A 21,291-nucleotide genomic window follows, 5' to 3' on the forward strand; every position below is an offset into this window, starting at 1 on the left:
TGCGGCCCATCGGCCGCAGCGACGCCTCGGGCGGCTACCGCCGCTACGCCTGGACCGGCGCCGACGCCGACTGCCGGCTCTGGTTCCAGATGCAGGCGGAGGCCCGTCGCCTGAACTACGAGGTCGACCGCAACGGCAACCAGTGGGCCTGGCTCGGCGACCCCGCGGCCGGCGACGCCGTCGTCACCGGCTCCCACCTGGACTCCGTGCCCGACGGCGGCGCCTTCGACGGCCCCCTCGGTGTCGTCTCCGCCTTCGCCGCGCTCGACGAACTGCGCTCCCGCGAGGTCCAGTTCAAGCGGCCCTTCGCCATCACCAACTTCGGCGACGAGGAAGGAGCCCGCTTCGGCCTCGCCTGCGTCGGCTCCCGCCTCACCGCCGGCCGGCTGACGAAGGAGCAGGCCCACGAGCTCCGCGACGGCGACGGGATCACCCTCCCGCAGGCCATGGAGGCCGCCGGACACGACCCCGACGCCATCGGCCCCGACCCCGAGCGGCTCGCCCGGATCGGCGCCTTCGTCGAGCTCCACGTCGAACAGGGCCGCGCCCTGGACCTGTCCGGCGACGCCGTCGGCATCGCCTCCGCGATCTGGCCGCACGGCCGCTGGCGGTACGACTTCGCGGGCGAGGCCAACCACGCCGGCACCACCCGCCTCGTCGACCGCCGCGACCCGATGCTCACCTACGCCGAGACCGTCCTCGCCGCCCGCCGCGAGGCCGAACTCGCGGGCGCCGTCGCCACCTTCGGCAAGATCGCCGTCGAGCCCAACGGCGTCAACGCCATCCCCTCCCTCGTCCGCGGCTGGCTCGACGCCCGCGCCGCCGACCAGGGCGCCCTGGACACCGTCATCGCGGGCATCGAGACGGCCTCTCGCGACTACGCGGCCCGTCACGGCATCGACCTCACCGTCGTACGCGAGTCCTTCACCCCCGTCGTCGAGTTCGCCCACGCCCTGCGGGACGAGATCGCCTCCGTCCTGGGGGAGAAGACCCCGGTCCTCGGCACCGGCGCCGGACACGACGCGGGTATTTTGTCCGAATCGATCCCGACCGCCATGCTGTTCGTACGGAACCCCACCGGCGTCTCGCACTCCCCGGCCGAGTTCGCGGCCGAGGACGACTGCGTCGCCGGGGTCCTCGCGCTCGCCGACGTACTGGAAGGACTGGCGTGCAGGTGACGACGTACTGGCTGGAACACGCCTGGCTCGACACGAACGTCGAGCCGGGCGTGGCCCTGACCGTGACGACGAGCGGCTCCGCCGCGGGAGCGGACGGCCGGGCGAGCGGCTCCGCCGCGGGAGCTGACGGCCGGATCACGGCGGTACGCACGGGGGTCGACGCCCCGCCCCCCGGCGCCGTCGTCCTGCGCGGCCTGACGATCCCCGGCCTCGCCAACGCCCACTCGCACGCCTTCCACCGCGCCCTGCGCTCCACCGTCCAGGTCGGCTCCGGCACCTTCTGGACCTGGCGCGAGGTCATGTACCAGGTCGCGTCCCGGCTGACCCCGGAGGCGTACCACGCCCTCGCGCGGGCGGTGTACGCCGAGATGGCGCTGGCCGGCATCACGGCCGTCGGCGAGTTCCACTACCTCCACCACACCCCCGGCGGCACCCCGTACGCCGACCCCAACGCCATGGGCGAGGCCCTCGTCCAGGCGGCGGCCGACGCGGGCATCCGGATCACCCTCCTCGACACGGCGTACCTCTCCTCCGGCTTCGGCGCCGCCCCCGACACCCACCAGCTCCGCTTCTCCGACGGCACGGCCGACGCCTGGGCGGAACGGGTCTCGCAGCTCAAGGAGCGCGAGGGCGTACGCATCGGGGCGGCGATCCACTCCGTACGCGCCGTCCCGGCCGACCAGCTCTCGACGGTGGCGAGCTGGGCGCGCGAGCGGGGCGCACCGCTGCACGTCCACCTCTCGGAGCAGACGGCCGAGAACGACGCCTGCCTCGCGGCCCACGGCCGCACCCCGACCCAGCTGCTCGCCGACCACGGTGTCCTCGGACCGCTGACGACGGGGGTCCACAACACCCACCTCACGGACGCGGACATCGCCCTCATCGGCTCCTCCACGACGGGCACCTGCATGTGCCCGACCACCGAACGCGACCTCGCGGACGGCATCGGCCCGGCCGTCGCCCTCCAGCGGGCGGGCTCCCCGCTCTCCCTCGGCAGCGACAGCCACGCGGTCATCGACCTCCTGGAGGAGGCCAGGGCGATGGAACTGAACGAGCGCCTGCGCTCCCGCACGCGCGGCCACTGGACCGCCGCCGCGCTGCTGCGGGCCGCGACCGCCGACGGCCACGCGGCCCTCGGCTGGGGTCAGGCGGGCAGCCTGGAGACCGGCGCGCTCGCCGACTTCACGACGATCGCCCTGGACTCGGTCAGGACAGCGGGGCCGGTACCGCGTCTGGCAGCCGAGACGGCGGTATTCGCAGCGTCGGCCGCGGACGTGCGGCACACGGTCGTGGGCGGCCGTCATGTCGTACGGGACGGGGTCCACCAGTCCGTACCCGACGTGCCCCGTGCCCTCGCGGACTCGATCGCCGCCCTGCGCGGCTGAAGCGGCTGAAGGAGAGACCTCTCATCATGAACACCGGCCCCGCGGCGAGGAACAACCCGGCGGCGACCTCCGGCCCCACGAGCGCGAACAGCGCCGTGGCGACGGCCGCGACCGCCATCGTCAACATCGCAAGCCTGGTCACCAACGATCCCTCCCTCGGTGATCGATCTCCCCTGGGTCTGATCCAGGACGCGGCCGTCGTCATCGACGGCGACCGTGTCGTCTGGGTCGGTGAATCCAGCAAAGCACCCGCCACTGACAACCGGGTCGACGCCGGTGGCCGGGCGGTGATCCCGGGGTTCGTGGACTCCCACTCGCACCTGGTCTTCGCGGGCGACCGCACGGCGGAGTTCAACGCGCGGATGTCCGGCCAGGCGTACAAGGCGGGCGGCATCCGCACGACGGTGGCGGCGACCCGCGCGGCGAGCGACGAGGCACTCTCGGCGAACGTCGCCCGCTACCTGCGCGAGGCCCTCACCCAGGGCACGACCACCTTCGAGACGAAGTCCGGCTACGGCCTGACGGTCGAGGACGAGGCGCGCGCCCTGCGCATCGCCGCCGCGCACACCGACGAGGTCACCTACCTCGGCGCCCACATCGTCCCGCCCGACTACGCCGACGACCCGGCCGCGTACGTGGACCTCGTCACCGGCGAGATGCTCGACGCCTGTGCGCCGTACGCCCGTTGGGTCGACGTCTTCTGCGAGAAGGGCGCCTTCGACGGGGACCAGGCGCGGGCGATCCTCACCGCCGGCAAGGCGAGGGGCCTGCACCCGCGGGTCCACGCCAACCAGCTCTCGTACGGCCCCGGTGTCCAGCTCGCGGTGGAGCTGGACGCGGCGAGCGCGGACCACTGCACGCACCTCACGGACGCCGACGTCGACGCGCTGGCCTCGGGCAACACCGTCGCCACGCTGCTGCCCGGCGCCGAGTTCTCCACCCGCGCCGAGTGGCCGGACGCCCGCCGCCTCCTGGACGCGGGCGTGACCGTGGCCCTGTCGACGGACTGCAACCCGGGCTCGTCCTTCACCTCGTCCGTGCCGTTCTGCATCGCGCTGGCGGTACGGGACATGGGGATGACTCCGGACGAGGCCGTCTGGTCGGCCACGGCCGGCGGCGCCGCGGCCCTGCGCCGCGCGGACGTCGGCCACCTCACCCCGGGCTCCGCCGCGGACCTCACGATCCTGGACGCCCCGTCCCACGTGCACCTGGCCTACCGCCCGGGCGTCCCCCTGGTCACCGAGGTCTGGCGCCACGGGGCCCGGGTGATCTGACGGGCCCTTCCGGGGTGCCCCATCCCTGACCGACGTCGGGCCGCCGCCTCCGATCCGGAGGCGGCGGCCCGCGCGTGTGCTGGTGAGACGAGGAGGCGCACGACTACAGCAGGTTGTAGTTCTGGAACCCGTAGCCGATCTTGACCGGCTTCTGGAACGGGGCCTGGGCGTCGCCCGTGCCCGAGTAACGGAGCAGCTCGCCGTTGGGCTTGCGCGCGACCAGGTCCGTCCTGCCGTCGGCGTCGAGGTCGCCGACCGAGAGCAGCCGGTCGTACGCGTTCCAGCCGGCGCCGATCGTCGTACGGGCGGCGAAGGGCGCCTTGTAGTTGCCGGTGCCCTTGTACAGCCACAGGACGCCGGACCTGTCCCGGGCGACGATGTCGGCCTTGCCGTCACCGGTGAGATCGCCCTGGCCGGCGAGCTGGGTGTACTGCCCCCAGCCACCGCCGATCCGCGTGCGCGCGGTCACTCTGCCGTCGGCGTAGCCCTGGTAGCCCCACAGCACACCGGCCTTGTCGAGGCCGATCAGGTCGGCCTCCTGGGCGCCGCCGATGCTGCCGGGGGAGAGGACGGAGGTGTAGATGTTCCAGCCCCGGCCGGTCTGCGTGCTGTGGTGCACCAAGTCGTCGTCGATCCAGCCGAAGGTGAGCTCTCCGTCCTTGCGGAGATGCCAGGTTCCGTCGCTGTACCCGTCCTTGTCGTTGTCGACGTAGATCGAGTCGGCGAAGGCCTCGAAGTCGACTCCCACCTCGTACCGAGGAGCGAAGCCGCCGGTGCGGTTCGGGTAGTAGTGGTACAGCACGCCGCTCTGCTTGTGGACGGCGGTCATCGTGAACGTGGGCGTCTCCACCGGGGCGTCGGCGGCAGCGGCCGCGCGCGCCCCCGGGGTCGCCCGGACGTCCTGGGCCCGCTGCTCGGCGGAGACGGCGGAAGCGGCCGGGTCGTCGGCGGCGAAGGCGCTCCCGGCCGTGGCGGCGGTCGCGAGGGTGACGACGGTGGCGGCGAGCGCGCCCCGAAGCGCACGCCGACGTCGATTGATGATCATGGAAGGACCCCCTGGGGTGGCGCTACGGCACAGGGTCGCGTGCCGTCGGTGACCAGCAGGCTCTCACGAGGGGGGCGTGGGGTATGGGTCAGGTCCGGGGTGTCCGGGGCCTCTCGGGTCGCAGTCGGCGCACAGTCCCTCCTCCGCCCCGCGGAACGCCCGGTCGCAGCGGTCGCAGTTCTGGAGCGGCAGGATCGTGGGGGCCTCCGGTGCGGGTGGCAGCTCCGGGGGAAGCCACTCGCGGAGCCGATGGGCCAGGAGCCGGGCGGGCCAGCGGATGGTCCCGGTGGGCAGCGCGCCGGCGAGCGTGCGGGCGACGGCGGCGGGTGTGACGTCCCGCTCCAGCCACCGCTGCACCTCCGGCGCCAGGCGCCGTACGTCGCTCTCGGAGAGCAGCAGCCGGGGCTCGCGCTGCCGGAGACCGGCGAGGAGCGCGGCGGCGGGCTTCAACTCCTCGGTGAGCTCGGGCACTTCCGTCCCGGACGGCGACGGCTCCACGGGGCGCCGGGCGGGACGAACGCCCGCATCGTCGGCCGCGCGCGGCGGTTCCGGACGCGGCTCGCGCCGTACGGGACGGGAGCGCTTGACCAGGTCGACGGGGTGCGGGTTCTCGTACCAGGTCGTGACGGTCGCGAGCTTGGCGTTCTCGCCCCGCACCACCTGCCGCCTCAGATACCCGGCGGCCTCCAGCTCGCGCAGGGCCCCGGCGATCCGGGACTCGCCCTCCCGGAAGCGATGGGCGAGCACCTTGATGCCGACGAGGGCGCCGTCGGGCAGCGACTGGATGTAGACGCCGACACCGATCGCGCAGGCGGAGAGCTCTTCGTGCTGGGCGAGATGGTTGCCCACAACGGTGAACTTCTCGTCGTGACGGTGACGTACGTGCGTCACACCGGCGCGGGCGGACAAGCCCGTACTAAACTGCGTAGCAGTCATCGGGAAGCTCTTCTCTTCCTACGTGATCAGGCCCTCGGCCGGGATGCCAGTCCCGCCGGGGGCCGAATTCGTTTGCGGCATATGCAAGTTGGCGCGACCGTACCGCGCCGACCAGGTGTTCTGCCACTAAGTCACCCGATGGTGTGAGGCGTCGGGTTTGGATGGAAGTGGTACTTGCCCCAAGTACTTTCAACGGGATGTCGTGGAACGCCGGTTCACCCGAAACCGGGTCGCGTCCTACCGGGATCCGGGGGCCCCGGACGCACCCTCAGCCCCGCGGCTCCCCGAGAGCCGCGCGCAGCCAGTCCAGGCTGTCCTGGCCGAGGAGTTCGTCCGCCAGGCGTCGTGCCGTGTCGGTGACGATCCTGCCGCGGCTGTTGTCGATCCACCGCTGGGCGTTCTCGTACCCCTGTGCCTTGTACTCGATGCCCTGCAGCAGGCACTCCAGCTTGTCCGCGTCCCGCGCGCACACCGCTTCGGGCGATTCCTTGGCCTCGTACTCCTCGACTAGATCGTGGATCGCGGAGGCGAGGACCTCGGGCATGCCGGCCGTCTGATCAGCCGTGACGTCGCGGGGATCGGCAGCCGTCGAGTACTTCTTGCCGAGGTAGTTGACGTCGCCCGTCCGGGCCTCCTGGGTGTCGTGCCACACCGCCAGGAACGCGGCACGGGCGGGGTCGGCGCCTTCGAGCTTCGCGATGACCGAGGCGATCAGAGCGGTCCGCCAGGAGTGCTCCGCAACGCTCTCCGGATCACGGACACCGGCCATCCACCAGCCGGTGCGCCGTGCGTTCTTGAGGGTCCCCGCCTCGAACAGGAAGTGCGCCACCGCGGAAAGGTCCTCGTCAGCCACCGTGCGTCTCCTCTCACGCCTCGGCGAGGCGGATCGCGTACCGGATGCCTTCGAGCTCGCGACGCGCCCGCGTCGACAGCTCGGTGCCATCCAACATCATCGGGAGCCGGTCACGCAGGGACCGTGTCGCAGGCAGGCCACGCTTCAGCAGGTCTGGCCGGGAAGCGATCAGGGACCACAGGGTGTGGACGTTGAGCTCGAAGAATCCGTGGTTCGGCGTCAACCCGCGAACCAGGTGCCCCATCAGTCTCTCTCCACGCCAGGAGCCCCAGCCTGACTGGGCGATGAAGTCGTCGGAGAGCTCTACATGGGCGGATTCGCCGACCCAGTACGCCCAATAGTTCAGGTTCGCCGTCTCGCTGGCGTCGCTCGCGGCGAGGGTGGAAGAGATGAAATGGACCATGCGCTCCCGATCGCCGTGTCGGGCGGCCACCGTGGCGACGGAACGGTCGTTGAGCCATCGGGAGAGCCAGTCGTCCGGCCGTTCCGTCCGTTGCTGGTGCGCCAGCCACGGCGTGGTGTCGGACGACTCGTCGTAACCCGCGAGGTAGAGGGCCTGACGGCGGAGGAGGAACTGATCCGGTCTGCGGGCGCGCTCAGCGGTTTCCCGCATCAGCGCGAAGAACCGCCCGCGTTCCGCTGCGGTGAGTCCCGGCCCCGCAGGGACCGGACCACGCCGGGGGCGTGGAGCGGGCGGCAGGGAACGCAGCGGAGTCGGCGGCACTCCGTTGAGCGGCCACGACACCAGCTCGACGAGGTCACGCTGGAGGACCCAGGCGCCGAGCGGATTGTCGGCGAGAGGCGCCTCGCGGCCCAGTAACCGAACCAGTAGTACGTCTGCCTCCAAGGCCCGTTGCAGGGTCGACAGGAGGGCAGGCGGTGAACCTTCGCGCAGGAAGATCGCCTGGTTGGCGAGCATCTGGCCGACGGGCAGAGCGGTCAGAGGGCGCCGGCCCGACTCCCAGCCGGCGACGGTGTCGATCGCGACCCTCAGCACCTCCGCGAGGCTCTCCTGAGTGTGGCCGAGTTGTTCTCGCACGACCCGGAGGACAGAGCCGGCGACGGAACACCGGGGAGCTTGGCGGTGGATTCCCCGACCCCTGGTCGGGGTTGTCTGCGCGTTGTCGAACACGATGTCCCCTTCGCGTGCCGACCGGCCTTGATGAACCCGTACCGGTGGTCACTTCAAGCCCGTGTCGCCCCTTCGTACCGTGGTGCCACCAGCCGATGGACGACAACTCAGCGTAGTGGAAGGGGCACGCAATGAAAGCCGATGCCGAGGAGACCCGGGCGTACGCCAAGGAGCGGAAGACGACGAGAGCCTTTCTCTACGACCGCCACGCCACCACCATCACGGCTGCTCTCGACATCCGGCTCGCTCGCTGCCGCGCGTATGCCGAACAGCAGGGTTGGGAGATCGCCGGCACGTGGGTCGACCTCGGAGATCACGCGCTCTCCGACGCACGGCCGCAGTTCAGCGCGCTGTGCCGTGCGATGGCCGCCACGCCCGGACCGGTCGTGTGCCTCGTCGACGACCTCGACCGGCTGAACCGCTCGGCGGGGCACCGGGCGGTCATGCGGCGCCGCGTCGGTTCGGCCGGTGGGTACTGCGCGACGGCGTCCGGTGGGACCGACCGAGCTGACGGCCTGCCGAGCCCGTCGGAGGGGGCCGCCGGTGATCCCTTCGGGACCCTGGAGAGCCTCCAGTGGCTCCAGGACTCCCGCGACGCCCGCGAACACGACCGCCGGGCGCATGGGTGAGGCGGCGTGAACGACGCCATCACCTGGCCGACCTGACCCGCGCGGCGTGCCCGGGCCGGGAGCTCATCCCGGCCCTGGACTGACCCGCGCTGCCTCTGCCACCAGTGCCGCCGCCCCGTCCAGGCGGGCCAGTTCTGCGGCGTCCAGGTGGGGGTCTGCCGATCGGCGGTGGTGGGCCGCCGCCAGGGGTAGGGGGCCGGCGGGCGCGTGTGTGAGCAGGGACGTCATGCCCACCCGGGCGTTCTCCGCGTACGGGACCGGGGCCACCGCGACCTCCGCCAGGATCAGGGCCGACATCGCCCAGTCCAGGCCCGGGGCGCCCGGCTCCGCCGTCAGCCAGTCGATCACGAACGGCCCCTCGGCCGTCAGCACCACGTTGCCCGGGTGCAGGTCGAGGTGGAGCAGCGGGGCCGCTGCCGGGGACGGGATCGCGTGCAGGCGGTGCAGCAGGTCGGCGAGGATCGCCGCACCCGCCTGCGGGGTGACCTCCTCCGCGAGCAGCGCGTCCAGCAGGGAAGGGCCGGTCAGGCGCCGCATCACCAGGTCCGGGCCCGAGGCCGAGCGGACCCGCGGGACCGGGTAGCCGTGGGCCGCCAGGTGCGTCATCGTCGCGGCCTCGTGCGCCGTGTCGACGCCGTTCCGGTAGCGGCGTACCACCCACCCGCCGTCCAGCGCGAACACGTCCGCCGTCCGGCCCGTCCCTATCAGCATCCGCGCAGACTATCGCCGCGCCCCGAACCGGCATGTCCCATTGGTCCCTTGATCATCACCAATTCCCCTAGGTCACAGAGAGACCGAGTGGCCCTGTCCCGGAGGGTTTTCGACCGGTACCGTCCTGTACCGGCAGGACTCAGGGGGGAAGACCGGGGGGTCGGAGTTGAGCGCTGTCCGAAAGCAGGCTGCCCGCGAACAGGGCGGCGGCCGCAGGCGATTCGTACGGATCGTGAAACCGGGGGAGTTGACCGCGCGCGAGCACGAGGCGTGGCGTGAGCTGCGGGCGAAGTCGGGAGCGCCCGACAATCCCTTCATGGGGCCCGAGTTCACCCGCGCCGTGGCCGCCGTGCGGCCCCGCGTGCGGGTGGCCGTCTGGTGGCAGGACGGGGAGCCCGTCGGCTTCTTCCCGTACGAGAGGCATCCGTTGGGGCACGGACGGGCCGTCGGGCTCGGCGTCTCCGACTGCCAGGGCGCCGTCCTGCGCCCGGGCCTCACGCCCTCGCCCCGGGCGCTGCTGCGCGTCTGTGGGCTCTCCGCCTGGGAGTTCGACAATCTGGAGGCCGGACAGAGCGCTCTGCGCGGCGAGGCCGCGGCGTCGTTCGGCTCGCCCGTCATCGACGTCGGCGAGGGCTACTCCGCGTACGAGGACGCCCTGCGCGCCCAGTCGCCCAAGTTCCTCAGGACCACGCTCGCCAAGGAGCGCCGCCTCGGCCGTCAGGTCGGGCCCACCCGCTTCGTCTTCGACGAACGGGACCCGGCGGCCCTGCGCACCCTCATGGCGTGGAAGTCCGCCCAGTACCGCAGGACCGGCCGGCGCGACCGCTTCGCCAAGGAGTGGATCACCACCCTCGTACAGCGGCTGCACGAGCTGCGCGCGCCCGGCTGCTCCGGCGTCCTGTCCGTCCTCTACGCCGGCGACCGGCCCGTCGCCGCGCACTTCGGGCTCCGCTCCCGTACGGTCCTCTCCTGCTGGTTCCCTTCCTACGACCCCGAGTTCGCGAAGTACTCGCCCGGACTCGTCCTCCATCTGAGGATGGCCGAGGCCGCCGCGGGCGCCGGGATCGGGATGCTCGACCTCGGCCGTGGCGACGCCGAGTACAAGGACGCGCTCAAGACCGGCGAACTGACCGTGCACGAGGGGTCGGTGACCCGGCCCGGGTTACGCGCCGGGCTCTACTGGCTCTCCCGCGAGCCGTCCCGCCGCGCCCACAGCTTCGTACGCAACCGGCCGGCGCTCGCCGCGCGCGGCCGCCGCGCCCTCAACCGGATCGCCCGCCTGCGCGGCGCCGGCCGGGCCTGAGCCGACATCGGGGACAGCAGCATGCGACCACCACAAGCCCTCTCCGTCGCCGACCTCGATCTCGGCTCGCCCGACGGACCCGTCCTCTCCCTGCGCCCCGCTCCCGGCGGTCCGCCGCCGGGACCCGGAGACGTCTACGCCCTCGTCCGGCTCAGGGGCAGGCCCGCCGCCACCGTCCTCGGCCATGTCGCCGAAGGCGAGGACCCCGCCGAGGTGCTGGCCGCGCTCGCCAGGCACCGCCTGAGGGAGCTGAAGGAGCGGCACGACCCGGTGGCCCCGGATCACCCGGAGCGCCCGGAGCACCCCGAGTCCCAGCCCGTCCCGCCCCGTGCCTGCGTCGTCGTCGCCACGCGGGAGCGGGCCGGGCAGCTTGCCCGTGCCCTTGACTCCCTCCTCGGCCAGGACCATCCCGACCACGAGATCCTCGTCGTCGACAACGCGCCCGTCACGCGCCAGACCGAGGAGCTCGTCACCGGCAAGTACGGCGACCGCGTCACGTACGTCCGCGAGTCCACCCCCGGGCTGGCCGTCGCCCACAACACCGGGCTCGCCCACGCCCGCGCCGACGTCGTCGCCTTCACCGACGACGACGTCGTGGCCGATCCGCACTGGCTGACCGCCCTCACCGCGCCCTTCGCAGCCGACCCGCGGCTCGGCTGCGTCACCGGCCTCATCCTGCCCGCCCGGCTCCGTACCCCCGCCCAGATCCTCCTCGAATCCCACGGAGGCTTCGCCAAGGGCTTCGCGCCCCGGCTCTACGACCCCCTGCGGCCGCCCGCCGACGAACCGCTCTTCCCGTTCACCGCGGGCAGCTTCGGCTCCGGCGCCAACATGGCCTTCCGGAAGCGGGCGCTCGCGTCCGCGGGCGGTTTCGACCCGGCCACCGGCACCGGGACCGCCGCGCGGGGCGGGGACGACCTGTACGCCTTCGTCGCCGTCCTCTCCGCCGGGTTCCGGCTCCGCTACACCGCCGACGCCCTCGTCTGGCATCACCACCGCGAGGGCCGGCAGGACCTGCGGAACCAGGCGTTCGGGTACGGCGCCGGTCTCACCGCGTACCTCACCGCCACCCTCGTCCGCCGGCCCGCGCTGCTGCCCGCGCTCCTCGCCCGGCTGCCCCGCGGGCTCGCGCACGCCAAGAACATGACCGCGCACCGCGGAGCCGCCGACGGCGGCGTTCCCGGCGAGCACGGCGCCCACACCCACCCCTGGCCTCGCAGCCTCTCCCGACTGGAGCGACGCGGCATGCTCTACGGACCGCTCGGATACGCCAAGGCCCGTCTGCGGATGCGGGGTGCGAGATGAGCGCACCCGCCCACACCCGGATCCCGGTCCTGCTCTACCACGCGGTGACGGACGACCCGCCCGACTGGATCGCCGAATTCACCGTCACGCCCAAGGAGTTCGAGGCGCAGCTCGACGCGGTCGTCGACAGCGGACGGACGCCCGTCACCATCGGCGTCCTCGCCGACCACTTCGCCCGGCGCGCCCCGCTGCCGCCCCGGCCCGTCGTGCTCACCTTCGACGACGGGTTCGCCGACCTGCCGGGGCGGACCGCCGAGGCGCTCGCCTCCCGCGAGCTGCCCGCGACCGCGTATCTGACCACCGGGGCGATCACCCCGGGCCGGTCCTGTCTGCTGCCGCCCGCGCCGATGATGGCGCTGGGCCAGGCGGCGCTCCTGGAGCAGTACGGGATGGAGGTCGGGGCGCACACCGCGACGCATCCGCAGCTCGACACGCTGCCGCCGAAGGAGCTCAGGCGCGAGCTGCGCGAGCCGAAGGCCGTCCTGGAGGACGTCCTCGGCCGCGAGGTCCGGCACCTGGCCTACCCGCACGGCTACAACAGCCCGGCCGTGCGCCGGGCCGCCGTCGCCGCCGGGTACGCCTCGGCCGTCGCCGTCCGGCACGCGCTCAGCTCGGAGACCGACGAGCGGTACCGGATCGCCCGGCTCATCGTGCGCCGCGGGCACACCGTCGCCGACGTGGAGCACTGGATGGACGGCCGGGGCGCCAAGGCGGCGCCGTACCCGGACTCGCTGCCGACGGTGGGCTGGCGGGTGTACCGCAGGGCCCGCGCGCTGGTCAGAGGCCCGGAGTTCGCGGGCTGAGCCGTGAGCGACACCGCGCGGACCGGGCGGGTGGGGCCTGAGGGGCATGGACCCGAAGGCGTGGATCTGATGGCGAAGGCAGTTCGAGGGGGAGTTCCACCGTGCAGCAGCGTGGGCCCGTACCGGTCACGGGAAGCGACGTACCACCGCTTCCCTCCGCCCGGCGGCCGGAAGCGGAACCGGACACGGACAAGGGCCAGGACAAGAAAGCCGGCAACGCCGCGCCGCGCCCCGCGCCGCGCCTCCCCGGCCCGCAGGCCGTCTTCAGCCTCCTGCCGCTGCTCGTCGCCGCCGCCCTCTGGGCGTACGCCCTGCCGCGGATCGGCTTCCGTGACATCGCCGACTACGGGCTCCTCGACCGTTTCCCGCTCGCGTTCTACGCCTCGCTCACCGCCCTGACCTGCGGTTTCCTGGTCACCCTGCGGCGGGCCGGGACCGCCCCGTGGTGGCCGGCCGCGTACAGCGTCGCCATGCTCGTGGCGCTGAAGGCGCCGCCGGCGGTCCTCTACGACTCCGTGCGCTACGCCTGGGCCTCCAAGCACGACGCCGTGATCAGCCGGCTGCTCGCCGAGGGCACTGTGTACCCGCAGCGCGAGCTGTCCGGCGGCATGTCCGCGTACGACCAGTGGCCCGGGTTCTTCTCGCTCGACGCCGCGCTCGTACGTGCCTTCGGCGTGGAGTCGGCGGCCTCGTTCGTCAACTGGGCGCCGATCGCCCTGGGCCTCCTCACGCTGCCCGTCCTGCTGCTGATCTACCGCACGTTCAGCGACGACTGGCGGCTCGTGTGGACCGGGGTGTGGATCTTCCAGCTGGCGAACTGGGTCGGCCAGGACTACCTCTCCCCGCAGGGCTTCTCGTACCTGCTCTATCTGACCGTCTTCGCCGTCGTCGTACGGCACTTCGTCCGGCCCGGCTCGGCGGGGCGGTTGCGCGACCGTACCGTCCTCGATCCGGCCGCGGCCGCCGTGCCGCCGCCCACGACACGGAAGCAGCGCGCGATCGCCGTGCTGATCGCCGCCCCGCTGATCGCGACCGTCAACGCCTCCCACCAGCTCACCCCGGTGATGCTGTGCGCGACGCTCTTCGCGCTCTGCCTCACCCGCCGCTACCGCAACATCGGGCTGCTCGTCGTCACCGGGCTGATCATGCTGGTCTGGGACCTCACCATGGGCCGGGTCCTCTTCCTGGAGACCATGAGCACCCTGAAGGACTCGGCGGGCGACCTGCTCTCCAACTCCCGCGCCGGATACGCGGGCGAGCCCACCGGGCCGGGGCCCGAACTGGTCGGGGCCGCCAACATCCTGATGGTGCTCGCGCTCGCCACGCTCGCCGGTACGGCCGTGCTGCTGCGCCGCAGGCTCGTCCGCAGCGCGCTGCCGCTGCTGCTCGCCGCCGCCGCGCCCGTCCCGATGTTCGCCGTCAACGACTACGGCGGAGAGATGCTCTTCCGGGTCTATCTGTTCGGGCTCCCCGGCACCGCGTTCTTCGCCGCCGCGGCGCTCGTCCCGGCGGCGGGCGCGGTCGGCAGGGGAGCGAAGACGGCCCGGCGCGCCGCCGCCGTCGCGCTGCCGCTCGCCGTCACCGCCCTGCTGGCCGGCTTCCTGCCCTCGTACTACGGCAAGGAAGGCATGCACTACGCCCCGCCGGCCGAACTCGCCCTCACCCGGCGCGCCTACGACCGGGCGCCGGACGGTGCGCTCATCCTCGCCACCACGGGCTCCTTCCCCGGCGCCTACCACCGCTACGACCACTACGAGCGCTGGTTCTTCACCGAACAGGAAGTGCCCGAGAACCTGAAGATGCTGAAGGATCCCGCGGGTTACCTCGCCCGGGGCATCCCCGACGGCCGCCCCGCGTTCGTGGTCCTCACCCCGACGCAGGAGAAGGCGGTCATCGGCGAGGGCTATCTGCCGCCGGGCAGCTTCCGGACCCTGAGCGAGGACCTCAAGCGCTCGCCGCTCTTCCAGGTGGTGGAGGAGAACGAACACGGCCTGGTCCTCCGGTACCTCCCGGCGACGCCCACCTCGCCCGCCCCGTGACCGACCCGCGCGCTCCACGACTACCCGACCCGATCACCGGGAGTACGCCATGGCACTCGCACACCTCCGGCTCAGAGCGGGCCTGGCGGCCTCCGGCTGGCTGGCGCTCGGCGCCACCGCGCTGCCGGGAGGCTCCCCGTTGCGCTGGATCCCCGTCCTCGCCTTCGTGGCCCTCGCCCCCGGCCTCGCGCTGCTCCACCCGCAGCCGAGCGGGCTGCGGCCCGGCGCCCGGCTGGAGGCGCTCGCGCTCGCCGCGCCCGTCAGCCTGTCGCTCGCCACGCTCGCCGCGACCTCGCTGTTCCTGGTGAGGGGCTTCTCCACGACCGCGTTCCTGGTCTCGCTCGCCGTCTTCGTGACCGTCGTCGCCGCCCTGCCCGGCGTGCCGCTGCCCGCCGCCACGCGGGGCGCCGTCGAGCGCGAGACCCGGCGGACCCGGCCCCGGACCCGACCCCTGACCGGGACCCGACCCCTGACCGGGACCCGGCGGGCGGGCGGGTGGGCGCGGGCCGGACGAAGGCCCGGTGACGGGCGATGACCGGCCGCCATGGCATACCGCAGCGGCGGGCCCACATGGGCGTCGCCCTCGCCGCCGTCGGCGCGCTCGCCGCCGCGATCGGTGTCTGGAGCAGCCGGGCCGACAGCGCCGACGACCGCTGCGCCGCCGACGCCCGGCTCGTCCTGCCGTGCGGGGCGTGGTGGGGCGCCTACGTCCCGTACGACGAGGACAGCTCGCTCACCGAGCCGGTGTACGCCCTGGAGAGGAAGATCGGGCGCAGGCTCGACATCGTCTACACGTACCACGACATGTCGGGCAACACGGTCGACGGTGAACTCCTCACCCCCGACGAGCGGGAACTGGGCCGCGATCGGCTGCTGATGCTGGCCTGGGAGTCCACCGTCTGGAAGGAGAAGCATCACGCGAACTGGAGCGAGACCCAGCTCGGCTGGAAGAACATCGCCTCCGGGCGGTACGACGAGTCGATCATCGATCCGCAGGCGCGGCGCATCAAGGAGTACGGCAAGCGGGTCTTCTTCTCCTTCGACCAGGAGACCGACTTCCGTATCAAGGAGGGCGCCGGGACTCCCGAGGAGTACGTCGCCGCCTACCGCCATCTGCGCGACCGCTTCGAGAGGCTGGGCGTGCGCAACGTGGTGTGGGTGTGGACCGTCTCCGGCTATCTCGGCAACGCCGGCACGATGAAGGCGCTCTACCCGGGAGACGCGTACGTCGACTGGATCGGCATGGACCAGTACAACTACTACATGTGCCACAGGTCGCCGAACTGGCTCGGCTTCGAGGCCAGTCAGCGGCCCAGTTACGAGTGGCTGCGGGCGAACGTCTCCGCGAGGAAGCCGGTCATGCTGTCGGAGTTCTCCACCGCGCCCGATCCGAAGCGGCCCGAGCGGCAGCGGGAGTGGTACGCCGACATCCCCGAGGTCGCCCCGAGGCTGCCGAAGGTCCGCGCGTACGTCCACTGGAACCGGCCCGTCCCGGGTCCGGACTGCGACCTGACCGTCAACTCCGGTCCCGCGCTGGAGGGATACAAGGCAGCCGGCTCCGCCCCCTACTTCAACCAGCGGATACCGCGTGGATAGCGGAGCCTATGCTTTCTGCCGGGTGATCACGCGGCTCGACCCGCGTAGGCGCGCCCGTTCAGGCACAACAGGCGGAAAGCAACGGGGACATGAACAAGTACACAGTGATGGCCGCAGGCCTCGTCCTGTCGCTCGGGCTCGTCGCGGGCTGCGGCTCCTCCGACGGCCCGGAAGCCGGCAAGGACACCGAGAAGGGGGCCTCCGGGGCGCCGCAGAAGGCCGCGAAGGCCGAAGGCCCGGTCTACGGCGGCCCGGCGATACCCGGCCTTGCCGACAAGCAGGCGTGGAGCCTGCCGCGCGCCGACGCGATCGACCTCGGCGACGCCTTCCTCTTCGTCAAGAGCGGCGCGGGCGAGTACGCCGCGGGCGGGCCCTACAAGGACGACCCGCTCGACGGCACGACGGGCCTCCTCCACTCCAGCGATCAGCCGGAGCCCGTCGACCTGGAGTTCCGCGACGTGAAGACCGGAGCCGTACGGAAGACCCTCAAGGTGACGGCCGACCGGGTCGCCGCCACGACCTGGCGCGACGGCGTGCCGGCGTTCGAGGTCCGCACCAGCAGCACGACGGAGTCCGACGGGCTGAGCGCGGAGGGCACCACCACCACGGTCACCGTCTACGGAAGCGACGGCACCGAGCTGGGCAAGGCCGAGCACAAGGGCGACACGGAGTTCCACGTCCACGAGGGCCACCTCATCGAGCAGGCGGACCAGGCGACCCTGCTGCTCACGCCGATCGGCGGCGGGAAGCCCCGCAAGGTCACCTGCGGCGGGATGCAGGCGAGCTGCTCGTTCGACCCTCGCAACAAGGACATCGACGGCGGCCAGGGCCACGCCCCGCTGATCACCGGGAAGTACACCTTCCACGTGAACAACGGATCCACGTACGAGACGGATCCGGAAGAGCTCGTCATGTCCGACCTCGCCACCGGCGAGAAGGTGTGGAGCACCGCGGACGTCACCCCGCCCAAGGGCGTGGAGCTGAAGAAGGGCGTTCGGACCAGCGGCAGCATCCGCGTCCTCGACGTGCGCGACGGCCGGATCCTCACCGCGTGGGGTGCCGGCGCCTTCTCGACCGACACGTGGATCACCGCGACGTACGACCTGGCGAGCGGCAAGCAGATCGGCGGCTCCACGAAGTACGCCTACGCCGACTACCCCGGCGACACGGTGAACACCGAGGGCTCGTCGGTCTTCTCCCCCGACCACCAGCTCGCCGCGGCCGCCACCGAGGGCGGTACGGCCGTGTGGCAGCTCGCGGACGGCAAGGAGGTCTGGGTGCAGAAGGAGGGCGAGAAGCTGATGACGCCGCTGCGCCTCTCCCCGAACGGCGTGCTGTACGGCACGACGGAGGAGAGCGACGAGACCGTGCTCGCGGTCGACGCCCGCACGAAGAAGGTCCTGGTGAAGGACCTGCCGTCGGACAATGTCCCGCTGTTCGCCAAGGCGTCCGGCTACGGCTACTTCAGCACGGACGACGGCTTCTTCGTGTTCCCCGCCGCGGGTAGCTGATCCGCGTCGCTGGTGCGCGCCGCTGACCCGGGCCGTTGATCCGCCTCGCTGTTCCGCGTCGCTGATCGGGCCGCCGCCGCGGAGCTCCTTCGGCTCCGGGGCGGTGCCATGCCCGCGTACGGGGTCGTCAGCGCCGTCGCAGACCGCGTACCGCGGTCGCTGTCATCGTCGCCCCGCAGACCCCCAGGACGACGGGGAGCGGGGCCGCCGCGAAGGCGTGCTGGGCCGCCCAGCCCGCCCACACCAGGACCCACACCGCGCACGCCGTGATCCGGACGCTCGCGCCGAGGACCCGCAGCAGCACGGCCGCGAGCGCCAGGCAGAGCGCCTGGAGGACGACCGGCAGTGCCTCCAGGGCGCCGGCCGGGACGAGGGCCGCGCCGGGGCCCGCCGCCGCGTCCGGGCGGATGCCGAGCAGCGGCGGCGCCGTGTGCAGGGCGAGGAACGTGGCGAGCAGGACCGTCGCGGCGAGCAGGGGCCGGACCCGGCGCGGGGACACCACCGCGCCGTGCAGGACGACCAGCAGGATTCCGGCGGTGAGCGTGACCGGCGGCAGCGCGGCGATCAGCTCCGCACCGGAGAGCCGCTCCAGGCCGAGATCCTCCGCGCGGGCGAGCGGAAGCCAGAAGAGCACGGTCGAGAGGCCGAGAAGCAGCCACAGCCAGGTCCCGGGCCCGTCCTCCCCGCCTCGTGGCGCGAGACGCCCCTCTTCCCCGCCGCGCGGCGTCCGCCGCCCGCCCCCGCCCCCGCCCCCACGTGACTCCGGGCTTCCGGGCGGTCGCCGTACGTAGACCGGGAGGCCGAAGGCCGGCGTGACCGTGTCCGCGGAGGCCCCCCGGGGCGCCCACTCCCGCTCGGCGGCCCGCCGCGCCCAGGTCGTGCCGTACTCGATCTCCTCGCGGCCGCCCCTCAGCGCCGCCCGCAGGCCGGGCGCCGAGGCCGCCGCCATCAGCGTCATCGAGCCGAGCATCGCGAGCCCGGCGCCGGAGATCCCGACCGGGCCGAGGAGCAGCGCCGCGGCGCCCAGGACCAGGGCGCACATCGTGCCCTGGAGGACGGCGAGCGCGCCCGTACGCCCCTGGACGCGCAGGACGCCGATGTACAGCTCGACGGCGACCCGGGGGAGCGCGGCGGCGGCGAGCAGGCGCAGGACCGTCGTGCCGTGGTCGGCGTAGTCCGGGCCGAACGGGGCGAGGATGTACGGCGCGAAGACGATGAGGAACACGACGACGGGGACGAGCAGCAGCGCCATGCGCCGCAGCGCCCCGCGGACGCCCTCGGCGAGCGACTCCGGGCTGTGCGAGGCGTGTGCGGTGAGTGAGGAGGCCATGTTGATGGCCATGAACTCCATCGTGCCGCCGACGGTGTACGCGGTGTAGAAGAACGCGTTGTGCGCGGCGTCGAAGCGGACGGCGACCATCACCGGCAGCAGGTTGATCATGGCGAGGCTGAACAGCGCGCCGACGGAGTCCCCGGCCATGAAGCGGCCGATCTCGCGCATGGCGGGCGGCTCGCGGTCGCGGTCGGCGCGGGCCTGCCGGGGGATGAGGCGGCGGAAGACGAGCCAGCCGAGCGGGACGACGGAGAGGGCGATCGCCGCCGACCAGGAGACGAAGACCCCGAGGACGGGCATGGTGGTGGCGAAGGCGGCGAGCAGGAGCAGCTTGCCCACGGAGAAGCCGGCGTTGCCGACGGGGACCCAGAAGGCGCGCCGGAGTCCGGTGAGGACGCCGTCCTGGAGGGTGAGGAGCGCCCAGCCGACGCAGGAGGCGGTGAAGAAGAGCCCGGCGGAGAGCGAGCCGAGCGGTGCGTACGAGGGGCCCCACCAGTCCAGGGTGAGCAGGAAGACCCCGCAGGCCAGGGCGACGACGACGGAGCTGACCAGGTAGATCCGCCCGACCAGGGGACCGGTGGCGCGGCCGGCCCGGGGGACGTAGCGGACGACCGCGCCGATCATGGTGGTCGCGGTGAGGGAGGCGAGCAGCCGCTGCGCGGCGATGGCGGCGGAGCCCTGCCCGACGGCCTCCTCGGAGTAGTAGCGGGCGGCGACCAGCCAGAACCCGAGCCCGAGCGCGGCCGAGACGCCGGTGGACAGCATGAGCGCGTACGCGTTGCGGAACATGGAGTCCCCGCCGGACCCGGGCCCGTCGTGGCTGTCGGAACCGGGCCCGTCCTGGCTGTCGGAGCCGCCGGAGCCGGTCTCGGACCCGGGCCCGTCGGGGCCGCCGGACCCGTGCCCCTCGGGGTCGGTCTCGGACGCGAGGCGTCCGGCACCTCCTGGCCCCCGTTCCTCCTCCCCCTCCGGCCTGTGCAGCCGGACGGCCTCAGCCACGGTCGCCGTACCGCACCGGCCGGACACCCGCCGCGCGCAGCGTCCCGATCACCTCGGCCGCCCGCAGCGGGTCCGCCGGCAGGGCGTGGCGGGCGAACCAGGCCGCCGGTTCCGGCGCGGGGGAGAGGTCGGTGAAGAGCTCGCCCGCGTAGCTGTCGAGCGGCGGGTCGTACAGGTAGCCGGTGACGATCCGGCGGCGGGCGAGGGCGGCGACGGCCGCGTCCCGGTCGTCGACGAGCAGCGGCACCCGGAACAGCGGCTGGGCCTCCCCGGGGTCACCCTCTCCGCCGGGCCCCCACTCACTCCTGAGCAGACGCTCCGTGCCGGCCCGGTGGGCGGCGAGCGTGGCGTCGAGGCGGGCCAGGAGCCGTCCCGTACGGCGCAGCCTGCCCCGGCCGGGGCCGAGGCGGTAGTCGTGCATGTCGACGCGGACCCAGGAGTGGAAGGGCGCGAGACCGGGCGCGGCGGCGAGCGCCTGCTTCAGCTCGCCGGCCCGCAGCGGCATCCGGATCTCCTCGCGCTCCTGCTGTCCGAGCAGCCGCAGTGTGGCGTGGGCGGCCTTCACCAGACGCAGTCCGCGCACGGCGGCCTCGGCGTACGGGCGTACGAGATAGGCGAGTTCGGCAGTCGTACGGGACGGGTGCAGCAACTCGTCCCGAGCGGCGGTCAGTTCGCTCCGTAGGGCCGGGTCGCCGAAGGCCAGGAAGCCGCCGGTCTTGGCGCCGGTGTGCTTGGAGAGGCTGAAGACGGAGGCCTCGCCCCAGGTGCCGACCGGACGGCCGCCGGCCGTCGACCCGATGGCGTGCGCCGCGTCCTCCAGGAGCGGGATGCCCGACGCGTCGCAGCGGGCCCGCAGTTCGGGTGCCGGGTCGGGATTCCCGTACAGATTGGTGGTCAGTACGGCGGAGAGCCCGTTCCAGACGGAATCGGGCACCGCGGCCGGGTCGATCGAGCCGTCGCGCGGGTCGAGCGGCGCCTGGACCGGACGGAGCCCGGCGGCGAGGACGACGAAGAAGATCACGTCGTCGTTGACCGGTGACATCAGCACCCGGCCGCCGGGTCTGCACCAGTGGCGCAGCGCGAGATAGAGGCCGAAGCGGCACGACGGCACATGGAGGCACTCTCTTCCCCCGAGTCGGCCGCGCATGTGCTCTTCCAGTTCCGCGTACGCAGAAACCATGCGATTCCCCCCTGAACCCCGGCCTCAATGTGGCCCATTCCGGGCGGCCCGTCAATAACGCCGAAGGGCCCGTCCCCTG

The 21,291-nt window shown here is 72.9% G+C and carries 18 protein-coding genes; 11 read left to right on the plus strand and 7 right to left on the minus strand.

The features are described 5' to 3' along the window. Nucleotides 1-8 precede the first annotated feature (8 nt). From M5362_RS25810 to hutI, 3 genes are read left to right on the plus strand one after another with little or no spacing between them, the layout of a single operon-like run. Nucleotides 9-1,178: an allantoate amidohydrolase gene (locus M5362_RS25810; RefSeq protein ID WP_260230214.1), complete on the plus strand. Its 1,170-nt coding sequence runs from the start codon at nucleotides 9-11 to the stop codon at nucleotides 1,176-1,178. After that, nucleotides 1,169-2,563, plus strand: a complete 1,395-nt coding sequence (locus M5362_RS25815; RefSeq protein WP_260230136.1) for a formimidoylglutamate deiminase — start codon at nucleotides 1,169-1,171, stop codon at nucleotides 2,561-2,563. Before M5362_RS25810 ends, M5362_RS25815 begins: the two co-directional genes overlap by 10 nt. Before the next feature lie 26 nt (nucleotides 2,564-2,589). Continuing rightward, entirely contained in the window at nucleotides 2,590-3,837 is a 1,248-nt protein-coding gene (hutI, locus tag M5362_RS25820) for an imidazolonepropionase (RefSeq protein ID WP_260230137.1), read from the plus strand. Nucleotides 3,838-3,940: 103 nt separating this feature from the next. Here the strand turns inward: hutI and M5362_RS25825 are convergent, their stop codons facing one another. From M5362_RS25825 to M5362_RS25840, 4 genes are all read right to left on the minus strand, one after another. Further along, nucleotides 3,941-4,882: a VCBS repeat-containing protein gene (locus tag M5362_RS25825; RefSeq protein WP_260230138.1), complete on the minus strand. Its 942-nt coding sequence runs from the start codon at nucleotides 4,880-4,882 to the stop codon at nucleotides 3,941-3,943. Nucleotides 4,883-4,945: 63 nt separating this feature from the next. After that, entirely contained in the window at nucleotides 4,946-5,791 is an 846-nt protein-coding gene (locus M5362_RS25830) for a helix-turn-helix domain-containing protein (RefSeq protein ID WP_260230139.1), read from the minus strand. Between the two features lie 295 nt (nucleotides 5,792-6,086). After that, nucleotides 6,087-6,671 (minus strand): HD family hydrolase, encoded by a 585-nt coding sequence (locus M5362_RS25835; RefSeq protein ID WP_260230140.1) that lies wholly within the window; start codon nucleotides 6,669-6,671, stop codon nucleotides 6,087-6,089. 13 nt (nucleotides 6,672-6,684) lie between these two features. Then, nucleotides 6,685-7,761 (minus strand): helix-turn-helix domain-containing protein, encoded by a 1,077-nt coding sequence (locus M5362_RS25840; RefSeq protein WP_374214527.1) that lies wholly within the window; start codon nucleotides 7,759-7,761, stop codon nucleotides 6,685-6,687. Between the two features lie 173 nt (nucleotides 7,762-7,934). Between M5362_RS25840 and M5362_RS25845 the strand changes: the two genes are divergently transcribed. Beyond that, the gene (locus M5362_RS25845) at nucleotides 7,935-8,432 is read left to right on the plus strand and encodes a recombinase family protein (RefSeq protein ID WP_260230142.1); all 498 of its coding nucleotides are present in this window, start codon (nucleotides 7,935-7,937) and stop codon (nucleotides 8,430-8,432) included. 63 nt (nucleotides 8,433-8,495) lie between these two features. Here M5362_RS25845 and M5362_RS25850 read toward each other — a convergent pair whose 3' ends face one another. Continuing rightward, nucleotides 8,496-9,143, minus strand: coding sequence for a phosphotransferase (locus M5362_RS25850; protein WP_260230143.1), 648 nt, complete (start codon nucleotides 9,141-9,143; stop codon nucleotides 8,496-8,498). 229 nt (nucleotides 9,144-9,372) lie between these two features. Here M5362_RS25850 and M5362_RS25855 point away from each other — a divergent pair, with 229 nt between their 5' ends. The 7 genes from M5362_RS25855 (at nucleotide 9,373) to M5362_RS25885 (ending at nucleotide 17,700) form a co-directional block, all read left to right on the plus strand. After that, the gene (locus M5362_RS25855) at nucleotides 9,373-10,446 is read left to right on the plus strand and encodes a GNAT family N-acetyltransferase (protein WP_260230215.1); all 1,074 of its coding nucleotides are present in this window, start codon (nucleotides 9,373-9,375) and stop codon (nucleotides 10,444-10,446) included. Nucleotides 10,447-10,467: 21 nt separating this feature from the next. After that, nucleotides 10,468-11,751 (plus strand): glycosyltransferase family 2 protein, encoded by a 1,284-nt coding sequence (locus M5362_RS25860; RefSeq protein ID WP_260230144.1) that lies wholly within the window; start codon nucleotides 10,468-10,470, stop codon nucleotides 11,749-11,751. Then, nucleotides 11,748-12,554 (plus strand): polysaccharide deacetylase family protein, encoded by an 807-nt coding sequence (locus tag M5362_RS25865; RefSeq protein ID WP_260230145.1) that lies wholly within the window; start codon nucleotides 11,748-11,750, stop codon nucleotides 12,552-12,554. Before M5362_RS25860 ends, M5362_RS25865 begins: the two co-directional genes overlap by 4 nt. A 101-nt stretch (nucleotides 12,555-12,655) precedes the next feature. Beyond that, complete coding sequence (locus M5362_RS25870) at nucleotides 12,656-14,593, plus strand: hypothetical protein (protein WP_260230146.1); 1,938 nt, start codon at nucleotides 12,656-12,658, stop codon at nucleotides 14,591-14,593. Between the two features lie 49 nt (nucleotides 14,594-14,642). Then, the gene (locus M5362_RS25875) at nucleotides 14,643-15,128 is read left to right on the plus strand and encodes a hypothetical protein (protein WP_260230147.1); all 486 of its coding nucleotides are present in this window, start codon (nucleotides 14,643-14,645) and stop codon (nucleotides 15,126-15,128) included. Next, entirely contained in the window at nucleotides 15,125-16,189 is a 1,065-nt protein-coding gene (locus M5362_RS25880; RefSeq protein WP_260230148.1) for a glycoside hydrolase family 26 protein, read from the plus strand. Before M5362_RS25875 ends, M5362_RS25880 begins: the two co-directional genes overlap by 4 nt. Before the next feature lie 89 nt (nucleotides 16,190-16,278). Next, nucleotides 16,279-17,700: a hypothetical protein gene (locus M5362_RS25885; RefSeq protein WP_260230149.1), complete on the plus strand. Its 1,422-nt coding sequence runs from the start codon at nucleotides 16,279-16,281 to the stop codon at nucleotides 17,698-17,700. 127 nt (nucleotides 17,701-17,827) lie between these two features. On the opposite strand, the gene M5362_RS25890 is transcribed toward M5362_RS25885, so the two are convergent. Together M5362_RS25890 and M5362_RS25895 are read right to left on the minus strand one after the other, a co-directional pair. Further along, nucleotides 17,828-20,032 carry a lipopolysaccharide biosynthesis protein gene (locus M5362_RS25890; RefSeq protein WP_260230150.1) on the minus strand — a complete coding sequence of 735 codons (2,205 nt, stop codon included), beginning with the start codon at nucleotides 20,030-20,032 and terminating at the stop codon, nucleotides 17,828-17,830. Next, nucleotides 20,025-21,212 (minus strand): DegT/DnrJ/EryC1/StrS family aminotransferase, encoded by a 1,188-nt coding sequence (locus tag M5362_RS25895; protein ID WP_260230151.1) that lies wholly within the window; start codon nucleotides 21,210-21,212, stop codon nucleotides 20,025-20,027. The genes M5362_RS25890 and M5362_RS25895 overlap by 8 nt, the downstream gene beginning before the upstream one ends. Between the last annotated feature and the right edge of the window lie 79 nt (nucleotides 21,213-21,291).

This window comes from Streptomyces sp. Je 1-79, assembly GCF_025195125.1.
Classification (GTDB): domain Bacteria; phylum Actinomycetota; class Actinomycetes; order Streptomycetales; family Streptomycetaceae; genus Streptomyces.

Coding starts and splice junctions, on each gene's coding strand:
- hutI (WP_260230137.1), top strand. CDS start 2,590: ATGAACACCGGCCCCGCGGCGAGGAACAACCCGGCGGCGACCTCCGGC.
- M5362_RS25825 (WP_260230138.1), bottom strand. CDS start 4,882: ATGATCATCAATCGACGTCGGCGTGCGCTTCGGGGCGCGCTCGCCGCC.
- M5362_RS25845 (WP_260230142.1), top strand. CDS start 7,935: ATGAAAGCCGATGCCGAGGAGACCCGGGCGTACGCCAAGGAGCGGAAG.
- M5362_RS25850 (WP_260230143.1), bottom strand. CDS start 9,143: ATGCTGATAGGGACGGGCCGGACGGCGGACGTGTTCGCGCTGGACGGC.
- M5362_RS25860 (WP_260230144.1), top strand. CDS start 10,468: ATGCGACCACCACAAGCCCTCTCCGTCGCCGACCTCGATCTCGGCTCG.
- M5362_RS25865 (WP_260230145.1), top strand. CDS start 11,748: ATGAGCGCACCCGCCCACACCCGGATCCCGGTCCTGCTCTACCACGCG.
- M5362_RS25875 (WP_260230147.1), top strand. CDS start 14,643: ATGGCACTCGCACACCTCCGGCTCAGAGCGGGCCTGGCGGCCTCCGGC.
- M5362_RS25880 (WP_260230148.1), top strand. CDS start 15,125: ATGACCGGCCGCCATGGCATACCGCAGCGGCGGGCCCACATGGGCGTC.
- M5362_RS25885 (WP_260230149.1), top strand. CDS start 16,279: ATGAACAAGTACACAGTGATGGCCGCAGGCCTCGTCCTGTCGCTCGGG.
- M5362_RS25895 (WP_260230151.1), bottom strand. CDS start 21,212: ATGGTTTCTGCGTACGCGGAACTGGAAGAGCACATGCGCGGCCGACTC.